The 23225-nt window shown below is 48.1% G+C and carries 25 protein-coding genes; 12 read left to right on the top strand and 13 right to left on the bottom strand.

Translation table 11 applies throughout. From position 1 onward, the window contains the following. Positions 1-7 precede the first annotated feature (7 nt). The 4 genes from R3E63_02070 to R3E63_02055 are packed head-to-tail and all read left to right on the top strand — an operon-like array spanning position 8 to position 4792. Positions 8-1351, top strand: a complete 1344-nt coding sequence (locus tag R3E63_02070) for a sigma-54 dependent transcriptional regulator (protein MEZ5538749.1) — start codon at positions 8-10, stop codon at positions 1349-1351. Beyond that, complete coding sequence (locus tag R3E63_02065; GenBank protein ID MEZ5538748.1) at positions 1348-2709, top strand: lipopolysaccharide kinase InaA family protein; 1362 nt, start codon at positions 1348-1350, stop codon at positions 2707-2709. The genes R3E63_02070 and R3E63_02065 overlap by 4 nt, the downstream gene beginning before the upstream one ends. Continuing rightward, entirely contained in the window at positions 2706-3821 is a 1116-nt protein-coding gene (locus tag R3E63_02060) for a glycosyltransferase (protein MEZ5538747.1), read from the top strand. The genes R3E63_02065 and R3E63_02060 overlap by 4 nt, the downstream gene beginning before the upstream one ends. Further along, a complete protein-coding gene (locus tag R3E63_02055) occupies positions 3818-4792 on the top strand; it encodes a glycosyltransferase (protein MEZ5538746.1) in 975 nt (324 codons plus the stop codon). The genes R3E63_02060 and R3E63_02055 overlap by 4 nt, the downstream gene beginning before the upstream one ends. On the opposite strand, the gene R3E63_02050 is transcribed toward R3E63_02055, so the two are convergent. From R3E63_02050 to R3E63_02030, 5 genes are read right to left on the bottom strand one after another with little or no spacing between them, the layout of a single operon-like run. After that, the gene (locus R3E63_02050; GenBank protein MEZ5538745.1) at positions 4753-5730 is read right to left on the bottom strand and encodes a hypothetical protein; all 978 of its coding nucleotides are present in this window, start codon (positions 5728-5730) and stop codon (positions 4753-4755) included. The two genes, R3E63_02055 and R3E63_02050, sit on opposite strands and share 40 nt — an antisense overlap. Then, complete coding sequence (locus R3E63_02045) at positions 5727-6620, bottom strand: glycosyltransferase (protein ID MEZ5538744.1); 894 nt, start codon at positions 6618-6620, stop codon at positions 5727-5729. Before R3E63_02045 ends, R3E63_02050 begins: the two co-directional genes overlap by 4 nt. Before the next feature lie 9 nt (positions 6621-6629). Continuing rightward, positions 6630-7613: a glycosyltransferase family 2 protein gene (locus R3E63_02040; GenBank protein MEZ5538743.1), complete on the bottom strand. Its 984-nt coding sequence runs from the start codon at positions 7611-7613 to the stop codon at positions 6630-6632. Between the two features lie 43 nt (positions 7614-7656). Next, on the bottom strand, positions 7657-8769 hold the full coding sequence (locus tag R3E63_02035) for a hypothetical protein (protein ID MEZ5538742.1): 1113 nt from the start codon (positions 8767-8769) through the stop codon (positions 7657-7659). A gap of 15 nt (positions 8770-8784) precedes the next feature. After that, on the bottom strand, positions 8785-8997 hold the full coding sequence (locus R3E63_02030) for a DUF2789 family protein (GenBank protein MEZ5538741.1): 213 nt from the start codon (positions 8995-8997) through the stop codon (positions 8785-8787). Between the two features lie 411 nt (positions 8998-9408). Between R3E63_02030 and R3E63_02025 the strand changes: the two genes are divergently transcribed. The 3 genes from R3E63_02025 (at position 9409) to R3E63_02015 (ending at position 10553) form a co-directional block, all read left to right on the top strand. Continuing rightward, entirely contained in the window at positions 9409-9816 is a 408-nt protein-coding gene (locus tag R3E63_02025) for a type II toxin-antitoxin system VapC family toxin (protein MEZ5538740.1), read from the top strand. A gap of 90 nt (positions 9817-9906) precedes the next feature. Further along, on the top strand, positions 9907-10236 hold the full coding sequence (locus R3E63_02020; GenBank protein ID MEZ5538739.1) for a type II toxin-antitoxin system CcdA family antitoxin: 330 nt from the start codon (positions 9907-9909) through the stop codon (positions 10234-10236). Continuing rightward, the gene (locus tag R3E63_02015; protein ID MEZ5538738.1) at positions 10236-10553 is read left to right on the top strand and encodes a CcdB family protein; all 318 of its coding nucleotides are present in this window, start codon (positions 10236-10238) and stop codon (positions 10551-10553) included. Before R3E63_02020 ends, R3E63_02015 begins: the two co-directional genes overlap by 1 nt. 265 nt (positions 10554-10818) lie before the next feature. Here R3E63_02015 and R3E63_02010 read toward each other — a convergent pair whose 3' ends face one another. From R3E63_02010 to R3E63_01995, 4 genes are all read right to left on the bottom strand, one after another. After that, positions 10819-11082 carry a Txe/YoeB family addiction module toxin gene (locus R3E63_02010; protein MEZ5538737.1) on the bottom strand — a complete coding sequence of 88 codons (264 nt, stop codon included), beginning with the start codon at positions 11080-11082 and terminating at the stop codon, positions 10819-10821. Next, positions 11079-11321, bottom strand: coding sequence for a type II toxin-antitoxin system Phd/YefM family antitoxin (locus tag R3E63_02005; GenBank protein ID MEZ5538736.1), 243 nt, complete (start codon positions 11319-11321; stop codon positions 11079-11081). Before R3E63_02005 ends, R3E63_02010 begins: the two co-directional genes overlap by 4 nt. A gap of 140 nt (positions 11322-11461) precedes the next feature. Continuing rightward, positions 11462-11800, bottom strand: coding sequence for a type II toxin-antitoxin system PemK/MazF family toxin (locus tag R3E63_02000; GenBank protein ID MEZ5538735.1), 339 nt, complete (start codon positions 11798-11800; stop codon positions 11462-11464). Beyond that, positions 11785-12027 (bottom strand): ribbon-helix-helix domain-containing protein, encoded by a 243-nt coding sequence (locus R3E63_01995; GenBank protein ID MEZ5538734.1) that lies wholly within the window; start codon positions 12025-12027, stop codon positions 11785-11787. The genes R3E63_02000 and R3E63_01995 overlap by 16 nt, the downstream gene beginning before the upstream one ends. 614 nt (positions 12028-12641) lie before the next feature. Between R3E63_01995 and R3E63_01990 the strand changes: the two genes are divergently transcribed. Next, entirely contained in the window at positions 12642-13640 is a 999-nt protein-coding gene (locus R3E63_01990; GenBank protein ID MEZ5538733.1) for an integron integrase, read from the top strand. A gap of 369 nt (positions 13641-14009) precedes the next feature. Here the strand turns inward: R3E63_01990 and gyrB are convergent, their stop codons facing one another. The 4 genes from gyrB to dnaA all read right to left on the bottom strand — a co-directional run bounded on the left by gyrB (position 14010) and on the right by dnaA (position 20357). Next, on the bottom strand, positions 14010-16487 hold the full coding sequence (gene gyrB / locus R3E63_01985; protein ID MEZ5538732.1) for a DNA topoisomerase (ATP-hydrolyzing) subunit B: 2478 nt from the start codon (positions 16485-16487) through the stop codon (positions 14010-14012). 41 nt (positions 16488-16528) lie between these two features. Beyond that, entirely contained in the window at positions 16529-17650 is a 1122-nt protein-coding gene (gene recF / locus R3E63_01980; GenBank protein ID MEZ5538731.1) for a DNA replication/repair protein RecF, read from the bottom strand. Between the two features lie 61 nt (positions 17651-17711). Beyond that, complete coding sequence (gene dnaN / locus R3E63_01975) at positions 17712-18815, bottom strand: DNA polymerase III subunit beta (GenBank protein ID MEZ5538730.1); 1104 nt, start codon at positions 18813-18815, stop codon at positions 17712-17714. Between the two features lie 81 nt (positions 18816-18896). Beyond that, a complete protein-coding gene (dnaA, locus tag R3E63_01970; protein ID MEZ5538729.1) occupies positions 18897-20357 on the bottom strand; it encodes a chromosomal replication initiator protein DnaA in 1461 nt (486 codons plus the stop codon). Positions 20358-20659: 302 nt separating this feature from the next. Between dnaA and rpmH the strand changes: the two genes are divergently transcribed. From rpmH to yidC, 4 genes are read left to right on the top strand one after another with little or no spacing between them, the layout of a single operon-like run. After that, positions 20660-20797, top strand: coding sequence for a 50S ribosomal protein L34 (gene rpmH, locus R3E63_01965; protein ID MEZ5538728.1), 138 nt, complete (start codon positions 20660-20662; stop codon positions 20795-20797). A 38-nt stretch (positions 20798-20835) separates the two neighbouring features. Further along, the gene (gene rnpA / locus R3E63_01960; GenBank protein ID MEZ5538727.1) at positions 20836-21279 is read left to right on the top strand and encodes a ribonuclease P protein component; all 444 of its coding nucleotides are present in this window, start codon (positions 20836-20838) and stop codon (positions 21277-21279) included. Continuing rightward, the gene (yidD, locus tag R3E63_01955; GenBank protein ID MEZ5538726.1) at positions 21276-21530 is read left to right on the top strand and encodes a membrane protein insertion efficiency factor YidD; all 255 of its coding nucleotides are present in this window, start codon (positions 21276-21278) and stop codon (positions 21528-21530) included. The genes rnpA and yidD overlap by 4 nt, the downstream gene beginning before the upstream one ends. 6 nt (positions 21531-21536) lie before the next feature. Further along, positions 21537-23225 (top strand): membrane protein insertase YidC, encoded by a 1689-nt coding sequence (gene yidC, locus R3E63_01950; GenBank protein MEZ5538725.1) that lies wholly within the window; start codon positions 21537-21539, stop codon positions 23223-23225.

Here is a 23225-nt window from a genome sequence, read left to right as displayed (position 1 = left end):
AACCGTCATGAAGCGCATTCTGATTGTCGAAGACGAAGAAATTATTCGTCACGCCCTAAAAAAAGTGCTGCAACGCCAACAATTTACGGTGGAAGAAGCAGGCAGTGTGCAAGAAGCTTTGTCACTGCAGCCTCACCATTTTGATTTGGTGATCAGCGATTTGCGTCTACCAGGCGAACCCGGTACCGACTTATTGCAACACAGTGGCGATACGCCCGTCATTATCATGACCAGTTACGCCAGTATGCGTTCCGCGATTGATGCCATGAAATTAGGCGCTGTGGATTACATCGCCAAACCGTTCGACAACGATGAAATGCTGAACACAATCCAGCGCGTACTCGGTGCAGGCGCTGCTGTGTCGCGCAAATCCTCGGCAAAAAAAAATACGGCAAAAAATGCGCAGGATGAATTGCCCGGCATCATCGGCAATAGCCCTGCCATGCACACACTGTTCGACAAAATTCGCAAAGTGGCACCGACCAATGCCACGGTTTTGGTTTGCGGCGAAACCGGCACCGGCAAAGAATTGATTGCTAACGCCATCCACCACAGCAGTCCGCGCGTAAACAAACCGTTGATTTCTGTGAACTGCGCGGCGATTCCTGAAAACTTGATCGAAGCAGAATTGTTTGGTCACGAAAAAGGCGCGTACACCGGCGCCACACACGCACGCGAAGGTTTAATCACCGCTGCTGATGGCGGCACTTTGTTTCTCGATGAAATTGGCGAACTGCCATTGGAAGCACAAGCGCGTTTACTGCGCGTACTGCAAGAGGGTGAAGTGCGCTCTATCGGTTCGGTTGCTTCACGCAAAGTCGATGTACGCTTGATCGCCGCCACCCACCGTGACTTGCAAAAAATGTGCGCAGACAAAACTTTTCGCGAAGATTTGTTTTTCCGCATCAATGTTGTGCAACTGAATTTGCCTGCACTACGCGAGCGCGGTGACGATATTCTATTAATCGCCACACAACTATTGGTGCGCTACTGCCAGAAAAATGGTCGCACTGATTTAGTTTTTTCTGCCGATGCGCAGCAAGCTATTACCGCACACCCGTGGCCCGGCAATGTACGCGAATTGGATAACACCATTCAGCGCGCTGTCATTCTGTGTGAAGCCAACGCCTGTGAACTCTCTGCCGCGCAGTTGGAATTGCCCACAACAACGACACAAAAAACAGAAGTCACTTCGCTGGAAGATTATTTCGTGCGTTTTGTGCTCGACCACCAAGACGCACTCTCTGAAACCGAGATTGCGCAACGTTTGGGCATCAGCCGCAAAAACTTGTGGGAGCGGCGACAAAAAATGGGCATCCCGCGCCCACGCGGCGGTCAACAAAACGCATGATGCCGCCCGTCACCACACTGCGCGCGCTGCAATACGCAGCGCGTGAGATTGCCACACCGTTTAGCTTGGCATTGCCCGATGGCAGCCGTTTACTCTGTACGGATGTGCTGCGCTTGCTGCCGGAAAAGCGCATCGTGCTGCGTGCAACACTGGGCGAAAAAACCGTCCTCGCTAAACTATTTTTTGATGCAGCGAATTGGCAAAAAGAAATCACACAGTATGCGCTGCTGGAAAATACTGGCGTAAAAACGCCTGAGTTGCTCACACAATACACGCTAGAGCAGGGCGGTGTTTGCCTCTACAGTTTTATCGACCAAGCACAGCCTTTAGATCTGCTATGGCAACAAGCGGACGAAGAAAAAAAGAAGCGTTATCTCGATCTGCTACTACCTTGTTTACAAACACTGTGGCAACAAAAAATTCTTCAGCAAGATTTGCACTTGGGCAATTTTCTATTACAAGGTAATGACACACTGTGGATGCTGGATCCCGCCAGCTGCAAGCACTACACCCATGCCAGCGAACAACAAAACAACTGTGCGTTGTTTTTGGCGCAGCTTCCCTTATCCGATTGGTCGTTCGTGGCTCAGCATTGTCAGTTTGATGATGCCATCCAAACACTGGCAGCAAAGCAATGGCAGTTGCGTTTGAAAAATTATCAGAAAAAAATCTTGCGCGATTGCACAGAAATAGCCGACATCAGCCCACACAACAATCTACACATTTTGTGCCGCCGCGCATTTTTGAATGATGCTTGGCGTGATTTGCTGCAGAATCCATCGACACTACAGCAAGATGCAGTGATGCTGAAAAACGGCAACTCCGCCAAAGTATTTCGCATCGAAGTGAATGGTGCTGCGTTTGTCGTCAAGCAGTACATCAATAAAGATTGGTTGCGAAAACTGCGCCGTGCGTTTCGCGTTTCGCGCGCGGCACGCAGTTGGCACTTCGCGCACGCATTAGCTTTTGCCGGTGTGCGCGTGCCAAAACCCGTTGCACTGATCGAACAAAAAACCGGCCCCATCGTCACCAGCGCTTGGTTTATCAGCGAATACTGCGCTGATACCGATTTGCTCACGCGCTGGCAAACACAAGAACCCACAAAAGCAGAATTGCATAATCTGCGCGCGCTGTTTAACGCACTGCTACAACTGCGCAGCCATCACGGTGACATGAAAGCGACCAATTTATTGAGCGATGGCAACACCCTTGCCGTAATTGATTACGATGGCGCGCAACAACATCGTCACTCATCAACCTTAAATAAAGCATTACAAAAAGATCGCCAACGCTTTTTGCAAAACTGGGCAGACAAACCTCAACTGCAACAACGGTTGGCGGAGTGGATTGCGCCATGAAAACGACACGCACGGCTCTGCACATTATTCACGGCTACAACGAGCCTTTTTTGTCGCTGTCCAATCAATACAGTCGCGCGCTGCAATCCGATGGCTGGCGCGTGATCGCCGTGTATGTATCTGGCGCGCCCGACACAACGATTCGTCAAAAAACCATCGCCGATGAAGTGATTTTTTTTGCCGCCGATGATGCCGCAATGAAAGGTCTCAAGCTGCCCTTGATTCAACGCGTGCGACAACTGATCAAATCCCATACGCCAACACTCATTATCGCGCAGCGCTACAAACCGCTGTATCTCGCTCTGCTCGGCAGCGTGGGCAGCGATATTCCGGTGATCGGCGTCGCACATGCTTTCGGTGTACTAAAAAACACTGCACGCCGTTGTTTGTTGCGCTGTTTCCGCCAACGCTTATTACTGCTCGGCGTTTCAGAAGCCGTGACGAATGATTTGCGCAAAGATGATAAGGCTCTCAATAAACAGGCATTATTAAATTGCATCGACGCCGAAACCTTAGAACAGCGTTTGTTACCGCGCGCTGCAGCCAGAGAAAAATTGCAACTGCGCGACGATGAGTTTGTGTTTGCCAATGTAGGTCGTCTGCACGACGACAAAGATCAAAGCACGCTTATCCGCGCTTTTGCGCGCATCGCATCCACCGCACCGCAGGCAAAGTTATTATTGATCGGCAAAGGCAAACGCGAAGCGCGCTACCGCGCTTTGATCGCAGAATTGCAGTTGCCAGATCGCATCCTGCTCACTGGCCCCGTGCCTGATGCCAACACTTTATTTCCTGCTTTTGATTGTTATGTATCAGCGTCCGACCGCGAACCATTCGGCATTGTCTTAACTGAAGCGATGCTGGCGCGCGTGCCGGTAATCAGCACCGATTGCGGCGGCGCACCGGAAGTGCTCGGCGAACACGCACTGTATTTTTCTTGCGGCGATGACAAAACGCTGGCAGAAAAAATGCTGCAAGTATTGCAACAAACGCCGGAACAAAGTCGCCAGCAGGGCGAGCAACTCTATCGACGCTTACAGCAACAGTTTGCTTTTGTGCCGTTTCGTGAGCGGCTATTGTCGGTAGTAAATAACCGAGTCACGCGCTCATGAAAATTTTATTGTTAGTGCAAAAAGAACAGCGCGTGATTCTTGATCGGCTGTACGACAGCATCGCGCAACATGCCGATGAATGCGATACGCGCTGGTTGAGTTCTGCTGAGCAGGCGAACCTGAAACACTATTTTCGCAAGCAAGTGGAGGTGGCGCGCTATGACCGCATCATATTTTTCTTGCGCTTTAAGAAAGAAATGCGCCAGTGGCGTTTTATTCGCACCCTGCCCAATCTGATTATTCTCGAACACGATGCCTACCAGAATTACATTCCCAACAAATACCAAGGCAAATACACGCGCCACTATCACCGTATGCCGTGGGTGCGTGTGCTGTGCTCTGGCGCGCATGTCACACAGCAATTGCAGCGCGATGGTGTAGACGCTGTTTTTATTCCCAAAGGTTACGATCAGTCGCTCATTCAGCATCAACAGCAAGCGCGCACGATTGAACTGGGCTTTGTCGGTAGTTTGAAAAGTGGTGTGTATTCGCAGCGCAAACAATTTCTGGAGCAGTTGGCTGCGCTAGAAAAAATGGAAATCGTGCGCACGAAATCCGGTCAAGACTATGTCGATAAACTCAACAGCATTCGTTTTTTTGCTAGCGCCGATATCGGCATGGGCGAATACATGATCAAGAATTTTGAAGCGATGGCGGCGGGCTGTGTGTTGCTAGCGTGGCGACAAGATCACAGCGAAGAAGAAACGCTGGGCTTGCGCGATATGGAAAATATCGTGCTGTATTCCTCGCTGGAAGAATGCCGCGCTAAATTGGCGCAGCTGCGCGCTGATCCTTCCTTGGCTGAACGCATTGCACAGGCAGGGCAAACCTTGGTGGAACAGCAATACAGTTTTGCCGCCTTGGGCAAAAAAATTATCGAGGCGATTGCGGTGCCGTTGCGCAATCCTGCTGATTATCCGCGCACGCTGCGTCAGGATTTCAAAGATTTTCTTCTCGACTGTTTCTCGTAGTAATTTTTCCACGCTTTTTCGCGCCATGCGTCTCGGCAAGCGCGATCAAACGGATTGCGATACGGATAGCGCGCATAAAACAATTCCAGCAACAACTGGCGAGCGGGCTGCGGTACAACAATCGTCAGCAGTTTCATCAGCGTGCGAATAAACACTGGTGGCTTGGGCATATTGGGTGTGACGCGCGCAAAATCTTTTTTCGCCGCAGGTGTATCCCACTGCGCACCGTGTTTAGCCACAAAAGCTGCGGCTTTGGCGCGAAATAATTGTTTGCGACTCCAATAGTGTTTGATGACTTCTTCATCCACCACCAAGGCTGTGCGCGTTGCGGCTGCCATGCCCAACACCAATTGCTCTGTCGTCAAACTTTTTTGTGAGGCGGGATACACCACATCGTTCAAAGCCAGAGCTAAATCCAAAATTGCGCTGTTCTCGCGCGCAATACCAAACAAACCCGAATTGATCACAGGGATGGATTGAGGATTGATGCCTGAGTTACTCAACTGTTCTGCCACCGCTGTATCTTGTGCGACTGCCTTTGGCAACTGGCTGAAATACAACTCATCCACTACGCAAGTTTTTTCGTTGACTGCTGCAAATAACAATGCAGGGTCACGCAAAAAAAATGTATCGGTATCGACAAAAACGGTTTTGCTCGCCAGTGGAATCGCCTGCTGCATCACACACAATTTACTGCGATGGTGATAACGCAATACGCCTGCCCACTGTTGCAAAGTGTCTGCCGTGATTGTTTCGACCTGCACCGGCAAACCACAGTAATGCTGCGGCGCATCGGTGTACACCGTGATGGCAAAGGACTCTCTATCTGCAGCGCGATACAGTGCAGAAAAAATGCTGAATCGCGCTTCGGTGTGATATGCCGCGTCTGGGCCATACACCAGATACAGCAGCTGTGGTTTGTCGCTCGCATTTATCATCGTGCGCGTCGACTCGGTTTCAGCAAATGCAGTAAGCCACGCCAGACTTTTTTATCGAAAGAGCGCAGTGGAATCTCGCGCAAAATTTCACGTGCCAATGCTTTATCACCCTGTTTCGCCGCCGTGAGAAAGCTGCTGCACTGCAACTTCAACAGCACCTGCGCATACAGCGGGTGCTGTTGATAATCGGCGATGGTTTTTTTCATCGACTCGTACATATAGCGCACATTTTTGTACGAGTTCGTAGCGTGTTTGCGGTAGTGCATCAACACTTCACCCAAGCCCACCATGCGATAGCCGCGCGAAGTAAGCTTGAACCACAGATACATATCTTCCAGCGGAATAGCCGGATTCCAACCACCTTCTTTATCGAGAACTGCTTTGCGAATCATACAAGTGGAGGCAACGATGCCGTGACCGGTATTGGCAAATAAGTTTTCAAAAGAAATTTCGCGCTGCGGTGGGTTTTTTTGCCGATGCGTTTGCACCACGCCATTGCCATCAATATTCAGCGCATTGCCGCCGCACACCGCGACATCAGGATGTGCCTCCATAAACGCCACTTGCTTAGCGGTTTTTTCCGGCAGCATGATGTCATCGGAACCGAACTGACAGATGTATTTTCCCGAAGCCATTGCCAGTGCTTGATTGAGCGTATCAGACAGACCTGAATTTTTTTTCGTTATAAAAGTGAATGGGCGATGACTGTTTTTAGTTTCACCGTGCAAACGCTGCAGCACCGCTGCCGTGCCATCGGGCGAGCCATCATCTATTACGATCAACTCAATATTGGGATAGGTTTGTTCTAAAACGCTGCGCACGCAGGCTTCAACATAGCGCTCGTGTTTGTACGCAGAAATTAAAATGGAAACGAGCGGATAATTTGTCATGTCGCGCTCCTATCGCACACCCAAGATGCCCAAGCACTGATGCCAGCGCGCGCCTTTAGCAAGCGTAAAACAGCGCTTCAAGCGCAGTTTGCGACAGTAGCGATGTTTGCTGCCCAACTGCCGCAGCAAATTGAACAAGCGCAGATTGAAAAATGTTTGGTCGTAGCGCGCCATTTCATCAGGAATTGCAGCAATATCTTGCAGCAGTGCCGCATCGGTTGTTCCAAATGCGCGCAACGCTGCATCCGCACAAGCACTGCGCTCTAATACATAACGAATGCGCTGCTGTTGCCGAAAACGATGTACGCGTCTTTCAGTATTACGATCTATATTTGTCTGCGTTGGCTTTTTTCCCGCTAAACCAGCATTGGTGTGATTGCCACCATGGATACGATGTAACACCAAAGGCTCATCACAATAGTTCAAACCGCCAAAACAGGAGGCAGCCAGTGCCAACTGGTGATCAAAAATAAAATCGTCACTGAACGGTAAAACCATCGACAACAACGAGCGATGAAATAACAGTGCGTGCGCAGAAACTGCATTCTTAAAAAACAGCGGCACGGTGCGCGCACTGTCTTTATTGGGCTTGATATTCAGCGCTTGAAACAGCGTTTTACCCAAACGCTCGCCGCTTGCGTCAATCAACACACTGTCTGAATACACCCCAACTGAGTTGCCCAATAGTGACAACTGTTTTTCAATTTTGTGCGGCAGCCAAATATCATCTTGATCAGAAATCGCCATGTATTCGCCGGTGGCTTTTGTTAAGGCAGTATTGAGATTGGCGTGCAGCCCGACATTTTTTTCATGGCGCAGCAACTGTATGCGCGCGTCTTTTTGCGCATAGTCTTGCGCAATAGCCCATGTGTCATCGCTGGACGCGTCATCGCTAATAATAATTTCTAGCGCGTTGTGCGTTTGCGTCAGAATCGAATCCAACTGCGCGGCGAGATATTTTGCGCCGTTGTAAGTGGTGACAACTATCGACACCAAAAAACTGTCTCCATATTTTGATTTTATCGATGTCATTTGTTTACTGCGCCTTCATTGCTTCAAACAAAGAGTCAGCCATCTTTCTACCCACTGCGTCTGAGTCGTTACACCCATAACTTAACAAAAACTCCTCTCCATCATTAGTATTTTCTGCCCCCATTAAGAATTGCCTCATACTGTCGTAGTTTCTGATGTTTTGTATGCCATTATAGTTACTCAGGCAATCTTCATCCCCCATAACAGCCACAGGTTTGCCCTGTAAACAGGCATCCAATACAACGGTTGATGGTGTTGATAAGACTTTATCGCATGACTTAATAATTGCAGGGGCGGTAAATTTTTCCCATGTGCTATCTTTTGGATCAAGAATCAGTATGTTATCTGACTCTAGCTTAATAGACTTCTTTAGTTTTCCTGTTAGCCAGCGCCCCGTGTGGTGCGGCTTTATTACAAATAACATGTTTGTAAATTCTTTCGCCGCGGCATATACATATTTCAAAAAAGTATCTCTGTACTCTTCGCTATATCGTAACCAATGTAAATTTTCGAAAACTCCGATTACTTTTTCATAGTGTTCGGCATTTGGTAGTGCTGGACTATCGAATGCCTCTATTGCTTTTATGCAACCAACCGATACCACTTTATTTAAGTTTTTACTATTAATATCCTTATGCAGTTTTTCCTTGTCTCCCCATATCCACACTATGTCTGAGTAAAAGGTGACATCTTGTATTGGGTTCTCAACATCTGAATAGTTAAGACCAATATTATCAATACCATGCTGATAAGTAGCCGTTATCTTTCTTTTTTCGATCGCTTTCAGTGTCTGATCTTTACCTAATTTATGTGGTGGAAGATTTGATTCAACAATGCTAATAAAAATAGAACTAGCCGGCTGCCACACTGGATCAAACCAATGCTTTCTAAAAAATAAGACACATTTTCTCAATGGATGCCTTACATATTTTATTTTTTCTTGGTTATATTTTCTTAGTGATCTTGGTGAAGATGCTATCAGCTGCTCATCTACATAAATAAAAACATCCAATCCAAATTTTTCTAAAGTTTTTACAAGAGGAATGGCTAAATCTACATCCTGTGGCAAATAGGTATACACACAGATTTTTTTCTTTTTTTCTAGCTTCAATGACATATTTATCCTTAGAAACTACTTTCTCAACGCAGCATTTAATGCGTCTGTTACTATCGCCCAATCTGTATCGCTTCGCACATTGCTACGAAGAAATTCTGCTTGAGATGGACTCCAAAATGGATCCTCATGTAGCGGTAAATGCGCTGGAATCGGCCGATTGGATTCTATAAATTGCTGAATTTTATCTATCGATGATGGGAGGCCTAGTTGTGCAAATAAATCTCTCATTCGATGAATATGCTCCTCAATTTCTCTCTCCTATCGTAAGGCTTTGGCTCAGAGCACATCCGCGAGTCCAGTGAGCGCAGTGAACGCCTTAAGCGACTTGTTAGAGTTGCCCTGCTCCTTGGCCAGTAATACCATATTGGAACCATTATGGTTACTACGAGAGCCCACCATGAGCACCACCATTACCCTGAAAAATATACCTGACACTATATATGACAGTCTGAAGCAGGCGGCTGACGCCCACCACCGTAGCATTAACAGCGAGGTCATTTCCTGCCTGGAGCGAGTGTTACTCCCTAGCAAAAGCGGACAAGAAGAACGCTTGGCACGTGCCAGACAGATTAGGTCTTCTCTGAACCCCAAGCAATTCAAGGCTGCAGACATTGCTAAGGCCATTGAGCAGGGCCGCCCATGATTGTTGTTGATACCAACATACTGGCTTACCTATACCTGCCAACAGGATTCAGTGAACAAGCCGAACTCCTACTCCTGAAGCAGCCCAAATGGATTGCGCCCATACTTTGGCGCAGCGAATTCCGCAATGTTCTCGCGCTGTACCTACGGAAAGAAATACTGACGCTGGAGCAAGCTTACGACATACAGACTGAAGCCGAAACATTGCTGGCTGGTAATGAATATGACGTCCCTTCTCTTGATGTATTGCGATTGATTGAAACCAGCGAATGTTCTGCTTATGACTGTGAATTTGTGGCATTAGCCAAAAGAAACCATACTGTTCTTGTTACAGAAGATAAAAAAATACTCAAACAATTTCCAAAAATTACTATGTCATTGTCTGAGGCGGTTTCAAAACCCTAACGCAGAGCTAAGGGGCAGTTCAAACCGGCGCGATAATGCGAAGCGGCGCCGGTTTGAACTGCCCAGTGACGCGCAAAGCGTGGAACGAACTTGAGCGACTTGTTAGATGCCAAATTTGACCAACACGAACCATACGCATATTCTGTGCGCACAGTTAACCGCTGGACTGCTGCCATGCTTGCCATTTATGACCTCGACGCCCCAAAAAAACCAACAAACCTTAGTGTAAACAGTGACTTACTGAAAAAAGCCAAGGAGTTGGACATTAACCTGTCTGCCGCCCTAGAGCAAACACTGGCAGAACAGGTACGAACAAGACAACGAGTTGAGTGGCTAGCAGAAAACCGTGATGCCATTACTGCCTACAACTCTTTGGTGGAAACACATGGTGTCTTTAGCGACTGTACTCGGAGCTTCTGATGCCGCAATTTATTGTCTACCAAAACAAGAATGCCCAAACCAAAAAACTGATTCCTCTTCTGCTGGATGTACAAACCGAGCTACTGGATGAACTACAAACAAGAGTTGTTGTTCCCCTTACTGCGGCCGACAAGGGCTCAGCTAAACAAATATCTCGGCTAACTCCGCTGCTAAAAATTGATGGCGAAAACTATTTGATGCTTACACCGCAACTTGCCGGTATCAACAAGCGAGAACTTGATAAACCTGTCGCAGATTTATCCAGCTCACGAAATGAAATTATCGCAGCGCTGGACTTTCTGGTTACGGGATTTTAGGCATCTAACGATTAAGCTAACGGAAAGCTGCGTCTGCAAAAACCATTTCAACAAACAGTTTTTGCAGAACTTGCGCGGCGATTTTTTACACTGCTAAAACACCAATTGACACAAAACCTTATGCCAAAAAGAAAAAGATTTTCGACGCCTAACGCAGAGCTAAGTGGTAGGACAAACCGGCACGATAATGCGAAGCAGCGCCGGTTTGAACTGTCCAGTGACGCGTAAAGCGCGGAACGAACTTGAGCGACTTGTTAGGTGCTTTTTATTCATAGTGCGACCATAACCGTAAAATTTTCACTATGTGCTCCTCTTGTAAAACCTGATACACAAGACGATGTTGGATATTGATACGACGAGAATACGCCCCTGCAAGATCCCCCACCAATTTTTCGTACGGTGGTGGGTTCTGAAACGGATTTTCTGCAACGATGCCAAGCAGGGCTTTTGCTTTCTCTTTCAAACCCGCTGATGCCAATTTTTCTGCGTCTTTCTGGGCTTGCTTGGTATAAACAAGCTGCCAACTCACCAGTTAAGTTCCTTGACACAATTTTCGATCGGCTCAGCCATGCCCTGCTTGATGGACTCTCGCATACCTGGGACTGACAGAAGGTAGAGAGTTTCCTGAATAGCCTCCCAGTCGTCTGCAGACACCAGTACGGAATTAGTGCGTTTGCCTGAAATAACAATAGGTTGGTGCGATTCAGCCGCCTGATCCATAAGCCTGTACAAGTTTGAACGTGCTTCACTGGCTGTAAGAGTGTTCATGAGATGCCCTCCAATCAGCCTTTATCGTACGCCTCTTCGTACGACTTGTGAAGTGCTGCCCTAAGCACCTAACGATAAGCTAAGGGGCGAGCGGCGCAGCCGCGAGTCCAGTGAGCGCAGCGAACAACTTGAGCGACTTGTTAGCTGCCGATAATTTCATTCAGCCCTTCAATGATATGCGCAAGCTCTTCGGGATTAATGACACCAATTTTCTTGCCGATGCGCTCTGTGGAAAGTGTGCGAATTTGGCTGATCTTGACCCAAGAACGCTTAGGTAATTTTGATTTCAGAATTTCGCAGGTCAATGGAAACCCTGCACGCTGTTCCTGACTGGTAAGCGCCATTGCGATGACTGTGCCAGAACGCTCATTAAATACATCTTGGCTCAGGATAAGAACTGGGCGCTCACCTGACTGCTCTCTCCCTACGGTTGGATTGAGATCTGCCCACCGAACTTCGCCTCTTAATATTTTGGCCATGCCGCCAACTCCTCAGACAACCCCTCGTCTGCCATTGCCCTTTCAAAGGCCGGATCAAGTTTTGCACATTCCTCTGCCAAGCGGTTGCGCTCCAAGCGCTCAAGCTTTTCCTGCACAGCTTCCTGGATAGCCTTGCTGCGATTGCTGAATACATGCCCTTTTACCAAAGCATCTATTCTGGCAAGAACCCCTTCTTCGATTGTTATAGCTACCTTGGTCTGGCTCATGTGAACAACCCCTTCAAGTATGACGATTTATCATACCCTCGGGATCATGTGGAAGCAACCCACGGCAGCTAACACGGGAGTTAAGCGGGTGAGTGTAGCGCACAAAGTGCGCGCAACGCTTTTGGCGGCGAATAACATGCGAAGCATGCGCCGACCAAAACAGTCCGCTTTAACGACTTGTTAGATGACGACCAAGTGCCATCTACCACTAAAGCTCGCTTGCTCATCGTTCGGCCTTTTCGTAGTGACTACGGTAAATCTCGGAAAAACAGCACAGTGCAGATTTGAAAGCTCACTACCCTGTGGTCAGGCTTGACGTTCGCTCTAAGCTCGCTTGAGCGACGCAAAGCGGACTCAGGGTAGCTGAAATAAGTTTGAAAGTCTGCCAGCTTTTTCTGATTTTTTTGTAGGAAATCTCTTCAATTTGCCGACGATTTTCGCCGCACATTTTTTCAGTCGTTACTGCGCGCGGTGTCCGTTGTTATCTAACTATAATTCGACGACAGCGTTATTTTGAACGCTTGGTGTGTAATGTTTTTTCATGGTGTATAATTCGCGCCGAAAGGTCAAGGAGACCTTTATACATCAACAAGTTATAGAAGGACAAGGACGTTATGTCGGAAGAATCTACGACAGATTATGTCACCCCTGTTGTCGCGCCAAAACTACTAGAACAGGTTCGTCAGCGGCTTCGTGTTAAACATTATTCTCTGCGCACAGAACGATCCTATATCGCATGGATTCGCAATTTTATTTTGTTCCATCACAAGCGTCATCCGCGCGAAATGGCTGCCGCTGAAATTGAAGCGTTTTTATCGTACCTCGCAGTCGATCGACAAGTTTCACCCTCCACACAAAATCAAGCGCTAGCAGCCCTACTCTTTCTTTACAAAGAAGTATTGCTCATGGAGTTGCCGTGGCTCGACGGCATCGTCCGCGCCAAGCCCTCTCGACATCTGCCAGTCGTCTTAAATCAACATGAAGTGCGCGCACTGTTTATTGCCATTGATGACCCCCTGCTGCGTTTTTTTTGTAAATTGCTGTACGGCACGGGCTTGCGCTTGATGGAAGGCTTGCGCCTACGCATTAAAGATTTAGATTTTCAGCGCAATGAAATTCTCGTTCGTGATGGCAAAGGCAGCAAAGATCGCGTCACTCTACTCCCTCAATCACTGCGCCATGATTTGCAGGTACAAATTTGCACGGCACTAGCACTACATCAGGAAGATCTTGCCATCGGCTACGGCAGTGTTTGGCTGCCCTACGCTCTTGCCCGTAAATATCCCAACGCTCCCATCGAGCCCGGTTGGCAATATGTATTCCCCGCTGCCGGTTTTTCTGTCGATCCTTTAACCGGCCATCGTGGACGACACCATTTAGACCCCAAACGCGTTCAACGCCATGTGAAACAATCCGCGCAACAGGCAAATCTGCTCAAACCCGTTACTCCTCATGTTTTGCGCCACTCTTTTGCTACACACCTACTCGAAAGCGGCAGTGATATCCGCACAGTGCAAGAGCTGTTAGGCCACTCCGATGTCAAAACCACGCAAATCTACACCCATGTTCTGAACAGAGGTCCCGGTGGAGTTTTGTCGCCGCTAGATCGTTAACTTTACTACCATACTTTCCACAACCTGTTGTTGATAACTACAGTTATTCTTTTGTGGCTGTGCATTAACCGTGAAAAAACTAATTCAAAAATGGAATAACTTTTTTTATTGAGTTTTTTCTATTTTTTCCAAATTTCTTCACACAGTTATTTTTAAGGATATCGTCATTTTTTCCCACAATTATCCTTCCGTGAAACACTTACTAATACAGGATAAAACCGAGTTTTCCACAGAAATTGACTACTTAATAACTACCACCATAAATTCATATATATACTTAATATAAATATTTTAAATTAATAGTGAAGGATATTTTTTGAAATAAAAAAGGCCGCATAAAGCAGCCTTTAGTTTTTGTGTTAGGTGGAATTAAATATCGAGGTTAGCAACCGCCAATGCATTGGTTTCAATAAAGTGTCTGCGCGGCTCTACAGCATCCCCCATAAGGCAGGTGAATATCTGGTCAGCGGCAATGGCATCATCAACCGTCACGCGCAGCATACGGCGACTGGCAGGGTCCATGGTGGTCTCCCATAACTGATCGGGGTTCATCTCACCCAAACCTTTGTAGCGCTGAATGGTATGGCCCTTGCGCGACTCATCCATCAACCACTCCAAAGCCTGTTTGAAATTGGTAGCAGGGGAGGTCTTTTCACCGCGTTTGATATAGGCGCTGTCTTCCAACAAGCCCTGCAATTGCTGGCCGAGTTTAACAACCTGTTGATATTCACCCGAAGCAAAGAAGTCGCGCTCCAATAAATGCTCCATTGGTACACCGTGTGCGGTGATGCGCACAGCAGGTAGAAACAAGTTTCGCTCTTTATCTTCGTACACATTCACATCAAAACGGTGGCTGCCGTTAGCAGTTTGCTCCAATACCGTTTGTAGCTGTTCGCACCAAGCTTGCACCGCTTCGCGTTGACTCAGTTGTGCAACGGAGAGGGCGGGTTGGTCAATCAAAGTCTCTAACACAGCGGGCGGGTAGAGGCGTGATAAGCGATCGATAATTGCCATTACACTGCGATATTCATTCACTAGGGTTTCCAGTGTTGCGCCACTAATGCCTGGCGCCTGCGCGTTGACATGCAAACTCGCACCATCCAATGCTGCTTGTGTTAGATAGTTTGTTAGCGCTTGCTCATCTTTAAGGTATTGATGTTGCTTGCCTTTTGCAATTTTATACAGTGGTGGTTGCGCGATATAGATATGTCCGCGCTCGATCAACTCTGGCATTTGGCGGAAGAAGAAAGTCAGTAGCAGGGTGCGGATGTGCGAACCGTCGACATCGGCATCCGTCATGATGATGATGCTGTGGTAGCGCAATTTAGCCGGATCAAACTCATCTTTACCGATACCGCAACCCATGGCCGTAATCAGCGTGCCAACTTCTTGCGAGGAGAGCATTTTGTCGAAGCGCGCTTTCTCTACATTCAGAATTTTGCCTTTCAAGGGGAGGATGGCTTGCGTGCGGCGGTCGCGACCCTGTTTGGCCGAGCCGCCCGCTGAGTCACCTTCCACTAAATACAATTCAGAGAGGGCTGGGTCTTTCTCTTGGCAATCTGCCAATTTTCCAGGCAGCCCAGCAATATCCAAAGCACCTTTGCGGCGTGTCATTTCACGGGCTTTACGCGCAGCTTCGCGAGCGCGAGCCGCGTCAATGATTTTACTGATGATCGTTTTTCCAGCGGCTGGATTTTCTAATAGGTATTCTTCAAATTTTTCATTCATGGTGGAGGCAACCACATTGGTCACTTCCGAAGACACTAACTTATCTTTGGTCTGGCTAGAAAATTTAGGATCTGGCACTTTTACGGAGACGATGGCAGTTAAACCTTCGCGCATATCTTCGCCGCTAGTGTTTATCTTTTCTTTCTTGAGTAAACCTTCTTTCTCCATGTAATTATTGAGCGTACGAGTTAATGCCGTACGAAAACCCTGCAAATGCGTGCCACCATCGCGTTGGGGAATATTATTGGTGAAGCAGTACACATTCTCCTGATAGCTATCGTTCCATTGCAAAGCTACTTCTACACCAATACCGCTGGCTTGTTCACTTTGTGGAACTAAAAAATGAAATACATTGCTCAAGGGTGTTTTATTGGTATTTAGGTAACTAACAAACGCTGCTAGGCCACCTTCGTACTGAAAAACTTCTTCTTGCCCACTGCGCTCATCTTTCAAAACGATGCGAACACCGGAATTCAAGAAAGATAACTCACGCAGGCGCTTGGCTAAAATATCGTAATGAAAGTTGTTGTTTTCAACGAAGATATCCGTATCGGGTAAGAAAGTGACTTCCGTACCACGCTTATCGGTTTGCCCAGTGATTTTCATCGGCGAAGTAGGAATGCCGTCTACTTCAACTATTTCACGATCAATGACAGCGCCTCGGCTAAATTCCAGTGTATGCACTTTGCCATCACGCCGCACAGTGAGCCGCAGGAACTTACTCAACGCATTGACACAGCTGACGCCAACGCCGTGTAAACCACCAGAAACTTTATAGCTGTTTTGGTTGAATTTGCCGCCTGCGTGTAAGCCAGTCAATGCAATTTCGGCAGCGCTGCGCTTGGGCTCATGTTTATCATCCATCTTTACGCCCGGTGGAATACCACGGCCGTTATCGGAAATAGTGATGGAGTTATTGGTGTGGATTGTGATGCGGATATCGTCGCAGTAACCTGCTAAAGACTCATCGATCGAGTTATCAACAACCTCAAATACCAGATGGTGCAGACCTGTGCCGTCAGATGTGTCCCCGATATACATACCTGGGCGCTTGCGAACAGCCTCTAAACCTTCCAATTGCTGAATACTGGAGGAATCGTAACCGCCGTTATCTTCCAGTGCGTTGGTTTGTTCTACTTCTTCGCTCATCGTCACTACCTTTAACTTCCTGCTGCAACAAAAGAAGGTGAGGCTAAATTACTGACTCGACCTTGTTCCACGTGAAACCATTGTGTTTCTGGTGTATTGGGCCAACAATCCAATAAACTTTCTGGATCAGTGGCAGTTACAAAAACTTGGCTGCGCATTACGCTGAGTTGTTGACATAAGAGCCGTCGTTTTTGCATATCTAACTCTGCTGGCAAATCATCTACTAAATAGATACAGGTTTTGCCGGTTATTTCATGTAACAAAACCCCTTGGGCTAAACGCAAAGCACAGGCCAATAATTTTTCTTGTCCACGAGACAGCACATCTTCTGCTGCTCGTCCCCCAATCTGTATTACTAAATCTGCGCGCTGTGGACCGCTATGCGTATTGCCGTGTAGCGTATCCCGCTCTCGTTCTTTATGAAGCACTTGATCCAAGGAAACCCCATCAGCCCAACCTCGGCGGTAATGAATTTCCGGTTTTTCTAAGTCGATCAAAGCCCCCAATAAATGCAAAAAAATAGGCCGCAGGCGTTGAATATAGTGCGCGCGCATCACATCCACTTTCTCTGCGCAGAGCGCTAATTCTGCATCCCAAGGTGCAATTTCTTGCTCTGCTATTCTACCATTATTGGCCTTACCACGGCGCAGCAAGATATTGCGTTGCTTGATGGCTTTCTGGATGCGTCGCCAATGAAACAGGAATTCTTGTTCCACGTGAAACACACCCCAGTCCAAAAACTGCCGCCTAACCTTGGGGCCACCTTCTAATAGAGAGAAGGATTCAGCGTCGATAAGTTGCAGGGGTAGGGCATCAGCCAGTTGTGAAGCAGAGTGAACAGGGTTGCCATTGATTTTGAACAGTTGTTGTTCACTGCGTGAACGCATCACACCCATGGTAGAGTTATCGGCCATTTCGGCAAACACAACACAGCGTGTAGCTAAATGATTGATAGCGGTATTGAACTGAGCGCTGCGAAAAGAGCGTGCTCGCGCCAAGATAAACAGCGATTCCAACACGCTGGTTTTGCCGCTGCCATTGGCACCCGTAAGCACATTGATCGTGCCGCAGTGGGGGATTAGCACTTGCTCTAAATTGCGCACCCCATTGATTTGTAAGCGTTTTATGGTCACAGCCAGCAGTCGTAGTTTACGCTTGCTGCGAGGATTTTAAGAAAGAAGTAAAGGCCAAAACTTACAGACGCATCGGCATAACAACATAGAGCGCATCGGAGTTATTGGCCGATTCCACCAGCGCGCTGCTATTAGCATCCGCTAGAGAAATACGCACGGAATCGCCACCTAGTGCATTGAGTACATCGACCAAGTAGCTGACATTGAAGCCAATTTCAAAGCCGGCACCTTCGTAATCGATAGTGACGATTTCCTCGGCTTCTTCTTGCTCGGGGTTGTTGGCTACCAAGGTGAGTTGGCTGGGTTCTAAAATCAGGCGCACACCGCGATATTTTTCGTTAGACAAAATGGCGGCGCGAGCGAAAGCCTGACGCAATTCCTGACGCACAGCTTGAATCAAATTGCCGCCGCCGCGTGGCAGTACGCGTTCGTAGTCAGGGAATTTACCGTCCACCAATTTGGTGGTGAAAGTGAAGTCGTCGGTTTGAGCGCGTAAATGGTTGCTGCCGAGCAGCACGCGCACCTGCGCATCGCTGTCTGCCAGAAAGCGCACTAATTCCATCACGCCTTTGCGCGGCAGAATCGATTGTCGCGCCGTTGCGCCTTCAATGGCTGTTTGCAAAGTACACAGCGCCAAGCGGTGACCGTCGGTGGCCACTGTACGGATAAACTCCGGCGTGATTTCCAGCAGCATGCCATTTAGGTAGTAGCGCACATCTTGCTGCGCCATGGAGAAAGATACGGCGTCGATTAAGCGTTTGAGCTGTTGTTGCTCCAGCGAAAAACTCAGTGTATTCGGACTGTCTTCCACCGCAGGAAATTCAGAGGCGGGCAGGGTGGATAGCGTGAAACGGCTGCGGCCAGATTTTATCGTAACTCGTTGATTTTCAAGAGAAAAATTAACTGGCGTGCTATCGGGCAGTGATTTGACGATGTCTAATAACTTGCGTGCAGGCACTGTGATTTCACCGGCTTGAATTTCGTCATCCACACGCACGCGACCCACCAACTCCACTTCGAGGTCGGTACCAGTCATCGCCAGCTCGCCTTCGCGCAGTACCAGCAACAGATTGTTCAACACGGGTAGTGTTTGGCGGCGTTCGACTACACCTGCAACCAATTGCAAAGGTTTCAAAAGGGCTTCGCGCTGGATAGTGAATTGCATGTGTTCGGCTCCCGATGCCTGAATGATTTAGCGGCGTATTTTGTCAGTGTTATGGCGTTCTGTCAGTGCTTTATGTTTGTTTTATGTGGTCAGCGCGCGCAGTAATTTTTTGTAGTCTTCGCGCATGTCGGCGCTGCTGTCGCGTAACTCTTTTATTTTACGACAAGCGTGCAACACTGTGGTGTGATCGCGTCCACCAAAAGCATCACCAATTTCTGGCAGTGAATGATTGGTCAGTTCTTTGGATAAAGCCATGGCCACTTGTCGCGGACGCGCTACCGAGCGATTGCGTCGTTTTGCCATCAAGTCGCTGGTTTTGATTTTGTAGTATTCAGCAACGGTAGATTGAATGTTCGTGATGCTGACTAATTTATCTTGCAGCGCCAACAAATCTTTTAACGATTGTTTAATTAAATCGACATCAATAGGCAGACCGGTAAATTTTGCGTGAGCAATCACACGATTTAATGCGCCCTCTAAGTCACGCACATGAGAACGAATACGCTGCGCAATAAAAAATGCAGCATCGGATGATAGCCGTACACCCGCTTCATCGGCTTTTTTAATCAAAATAGCGACGCGTGTTTCCAACTCTGGCGGTTCAACAGCGACGGTTAACCCCCAGCCAAAGCGTGAGCGCAAGCGTTCTTCTAAACCATCAATTTCTTTGGGATAGCGATCACTGGTAACAATAATTTGTTTTCCACCTTCAAGCAGGGCGTTGAAAGTGTGAAAAAATTCTTCTTGTGATTGATCTTTGCGTGCAAAAAATTGAATGTCATCGATCAGTAGAGCATCAACGGAACGATAAAAGCGTTTGAACTCTGACATGGCTTTTAATTGCAGCGCTTTAACCATGTCGGCAACAAAGCGTTCGGAATGCAAATACACCACACGCGCTTTGGGATTTTTTGCGAGTAGTGCGTTTCCTACGGCATGCATCAAATGTGTTTTACCTAAACCCACGCCCCCGTAAATAAACAGAGGGTTATAAGAGCCGCCAGGATTTTCTGCCACTTGTAAGGCTGCGGCGTGTGCTAACTGGTTTGATTTGCCTTCGACAAAATTGCTGAATGTGTTGTTGGGGTTGATGTTGCTTTCGTGGCTCAAGCTACCCTCTACTTGAGGCATATTGGGCAGGACGATGCGAGATACGGCAGTAGGTGCTGAGGAATGAAGCGTAATGGGTGTAGGGGCAGGTTCAACAGTACCCGCGCTCACAGGAGTGGCTGACACCGGTTCAGAGCTTGCTGCGCTTGCGATAAATAAAGGGCGAGCGCCGGTAGATGAAACCTGTACCACGACATCAACAATGCACTCGACGCCTTCGCGCTCACAAGCTTCTCGACATAAATCCTGTATGCGAGACAAATACTTACTGCTTACCCAGTCAGCAATGAAGCGGTTAGGAGCCGCAACCGTCAGCTGTCGAGTATTCGATTCGTTGGGCTGCCACTGCAGAGGGCGGATCCAAGTATTGAAGTGTTGGCCGGGCAGCTCATCTTGTAAGCGAGAAAGGCAGTGACTCCATAGGGCTTGCATAGTCGTCCTAAAGTAAAAAAGAGGGGCGAAACAGACCGGTTTTGCAGACGGGTTATCCACAGAAAGCCTTAGGGCAGGCATTATGGCGTATTTATAGAGGGACTCAAGGGAAAAACCTGCTTGAAAGATGAGAATAATCTGTGGATAAAGTGTTGTTTTACACACAGGAATGATTCATTGACCATTATTATGGTTAGGTGTTGTCAGTGTTGGCTCTGTTCTGTAGAATGCCGCCTCTTTTTTATCGACGCTGCACCTGTACGGTGGGGCGCCAGTTCCACAGACAGTTAATAGGTGCAGCCATGAGCAAGCGTACATTCCAACCTAGCGTTCTGAAGCGTAAGCGTACACACGGTTTCCGTGCGCGCATGGCTACCAAGAATGGCCGCATCGTATTGAGCCGTCGTCGCGCCAAAGGCCGCAAACAGCTGACGGTCTAATCGCTGTCACGCCGCGACACACAGCCACAGGCTTTCGTGTGTCCACTGACGATCAACCCGCTGGCGTGCTGCCAGTGGGTCAAGTAAACGCAACCCTCCCCCCCTCGATTTCCAGCCTTCGATTCAGTAAGCAGCAGCGCCTGTTGTTGCCACAAGAATTTAAAGCGGTGTTTGATCACAACACGCTGAAAGCCTCGCACCCATCACTTTTGCTACTAGCCAAAATACAAATCAACGGCTCGGCGCGCTTGGGTTTGGTGATCGCCAAAAAACATGTGCGCCTCGCCGTACAGCGCAATCGCGTCAAACGATTGTTGCGAGAAAGTTTTCGCCATCATCAGCAAGCATTATTTGGCTTGGATATTGTGGCTCTGGCGCGTCCAGGCTTGGGGAAATTGGATAACACGCAAATGAAAGCGCTGTTTGATACGCAGTGGCAGCGTTTACTGAAGCAGAAAAAAAAGCAGCAGGAAAACGCATGAGTGGTGCGCTGAAAAAACCCGCTTTAGCTATCTTGCGTTTTTACAGTGACGGTATCAGCCCATTGCTACCGCATCGCTGCCGTTTTCACCCCAGCTGTTCGCGCTATACGCATGAAGCCATTGAAAAGCATGGCTTAGCTAAAGGCTCTTACCTTGGTGCAAAGCGCATCCTAAAATGCCACCCTTGGCACGCGGGTGGTTTTGATCCTGTGCCAGATGCGCCAACACCTCCTTCTTCTAACCAACCGTAGATTTTAATGATGGATTTTCAACGCCCCGTTTTGATTGTCGCTATAGCTGCTGTTTCACTGATGCTGTTGGTGGAGTGGAATAAATTTCAGCAGGTGCATAAACCTGTGCAGGCCAACGCGGAACAAATTGCGAACACAGAATCGCCCGCGCTGAGTGATACACCAGCAACACCGGTTACGAACACTTCGGAAGCGCCCGCAGCACCCGATGCCGTTACAGCAGCGGCAGCACCAACAAGCGCGACATTCGATGCCGCAAAAATTATTGATGTTTACAGTGATAAATTGCATTTGAAAATCGATACCGAAGGTGGCGATATTGTGATGGCCGCGCTGCGCGACTATCCGGCAAAAATCAACGAGCCCGAGCATCCTTTTGTGGTGTTAACGCGCACCAACACCAATACCTATATCGCGCAAAGTGGTTTGATTGGCGATAACGGTATCGATAAAGGTAACGAGCGCCCGAAATACATTGCGCAACAAACGCGCTACGACTTGGCAGAAAATGCTGAAACCTTAGTGGTGGATTTGCAGCTTGCCGATACAACGGGCGCGAACATTATTAAACGCTACACACTGCAACGCGGCGAACATTTGGTGCAAGTGTCTTATGTGGTGAAGAACACAACGCAGCAACCGTGGAGTGCCTATTTTTACGGGCAAATCAAGCGCGACACACATCAACCCGTAAGCACGGGCGGCGCGATAGGCATCAGTCCATTTCTTGGTGGCGCAACAACAACGGCTGAAAAAAATTATTTGAAAATGAGTTTCAGCGACATGGCAAAAGAGCCGCTGAAAGAAAAAAGAACCGGCGGTTGGATTGCTATGGTGCAGCATTATTTTGTCAGTGCATGGATTCCTGATGCCGCTGCCGCTAATAGCTTTTTCACCAAGCACGACGAAAAAAATGATATGTATTTTCTCGGTTTCACTGGGCCGCGCATGGAAGTGGCGCCCGGTGCAGAAGCTAGTGTCGGCGCACAATTTTATGTCGGCCCAAAAGATGTGAAGCGTTTGGAAAAATTAGCGCCGTATTTAGATCTCACTGTGGATTACGGCGTGTTGTGGTGGATAGCCAAACCGCTGTTTGCCTTAACGCATTGGATACACTCCTTGGTAGGCAACTGGGGCTTGGCGATTATTGGTTTGACGCTGTGCGTAAAAGCAATTTTCTTGTGGCCATCGGCACTGAGTTATCGCTCGATGGCGGTGATGAAAAAGCTCGCGCCGAAAATGCAAGAAATGAAAGAAGCGTACGGCGACAATCCGAACAAGTTACGCGAAGAAATGTTCAAGCTGTATCAAAAAGAAAAAGCCAATCCGATGTTGGGCTGTTTGCCTATGATTATTCAAACGCCGGTATTTATCGCGTTGTATTGGTCATTGATGGAAAGTGTAGAGCTGCGCCAAGCGCCGTTTTACGGCTGGATAGTCGATCTCTCGGTGCAAGACCCTTATTTCGTGTTGCCGATTTTGATGGGTATTTCCATGTGGGTGCAGCAGAAGTTGAATCCGCCAGCGGCTGATCCTATGCAACAAAAAGTGTTTCAGTGGATGCCGATTATTTTTACCGGCATGTTTTTGTTTTTCCCCGCCGGTCTCGTGTTGTACATGTTGGTCAATAACTTGATCTCTATGTCGCACCAATTCTGGGTTTATCGCTCGCTGGAAAAAGCGCAGGCAAAATAA

Source organism: Pseudomonadales bacterium, assembly GCA_041395665.1.
Taxonomy (GTDB): domain Bacteria; phylum Pseudomonadota; class Gammaproteobacteria; order Pseudomonadales; family UBA7239; genus UBA7239.
The sequence above is the reverse complement of the archived record's forward strand: the minus strand, read 5'-3'. Positions and strand labels throughout refer to the sequence as shown.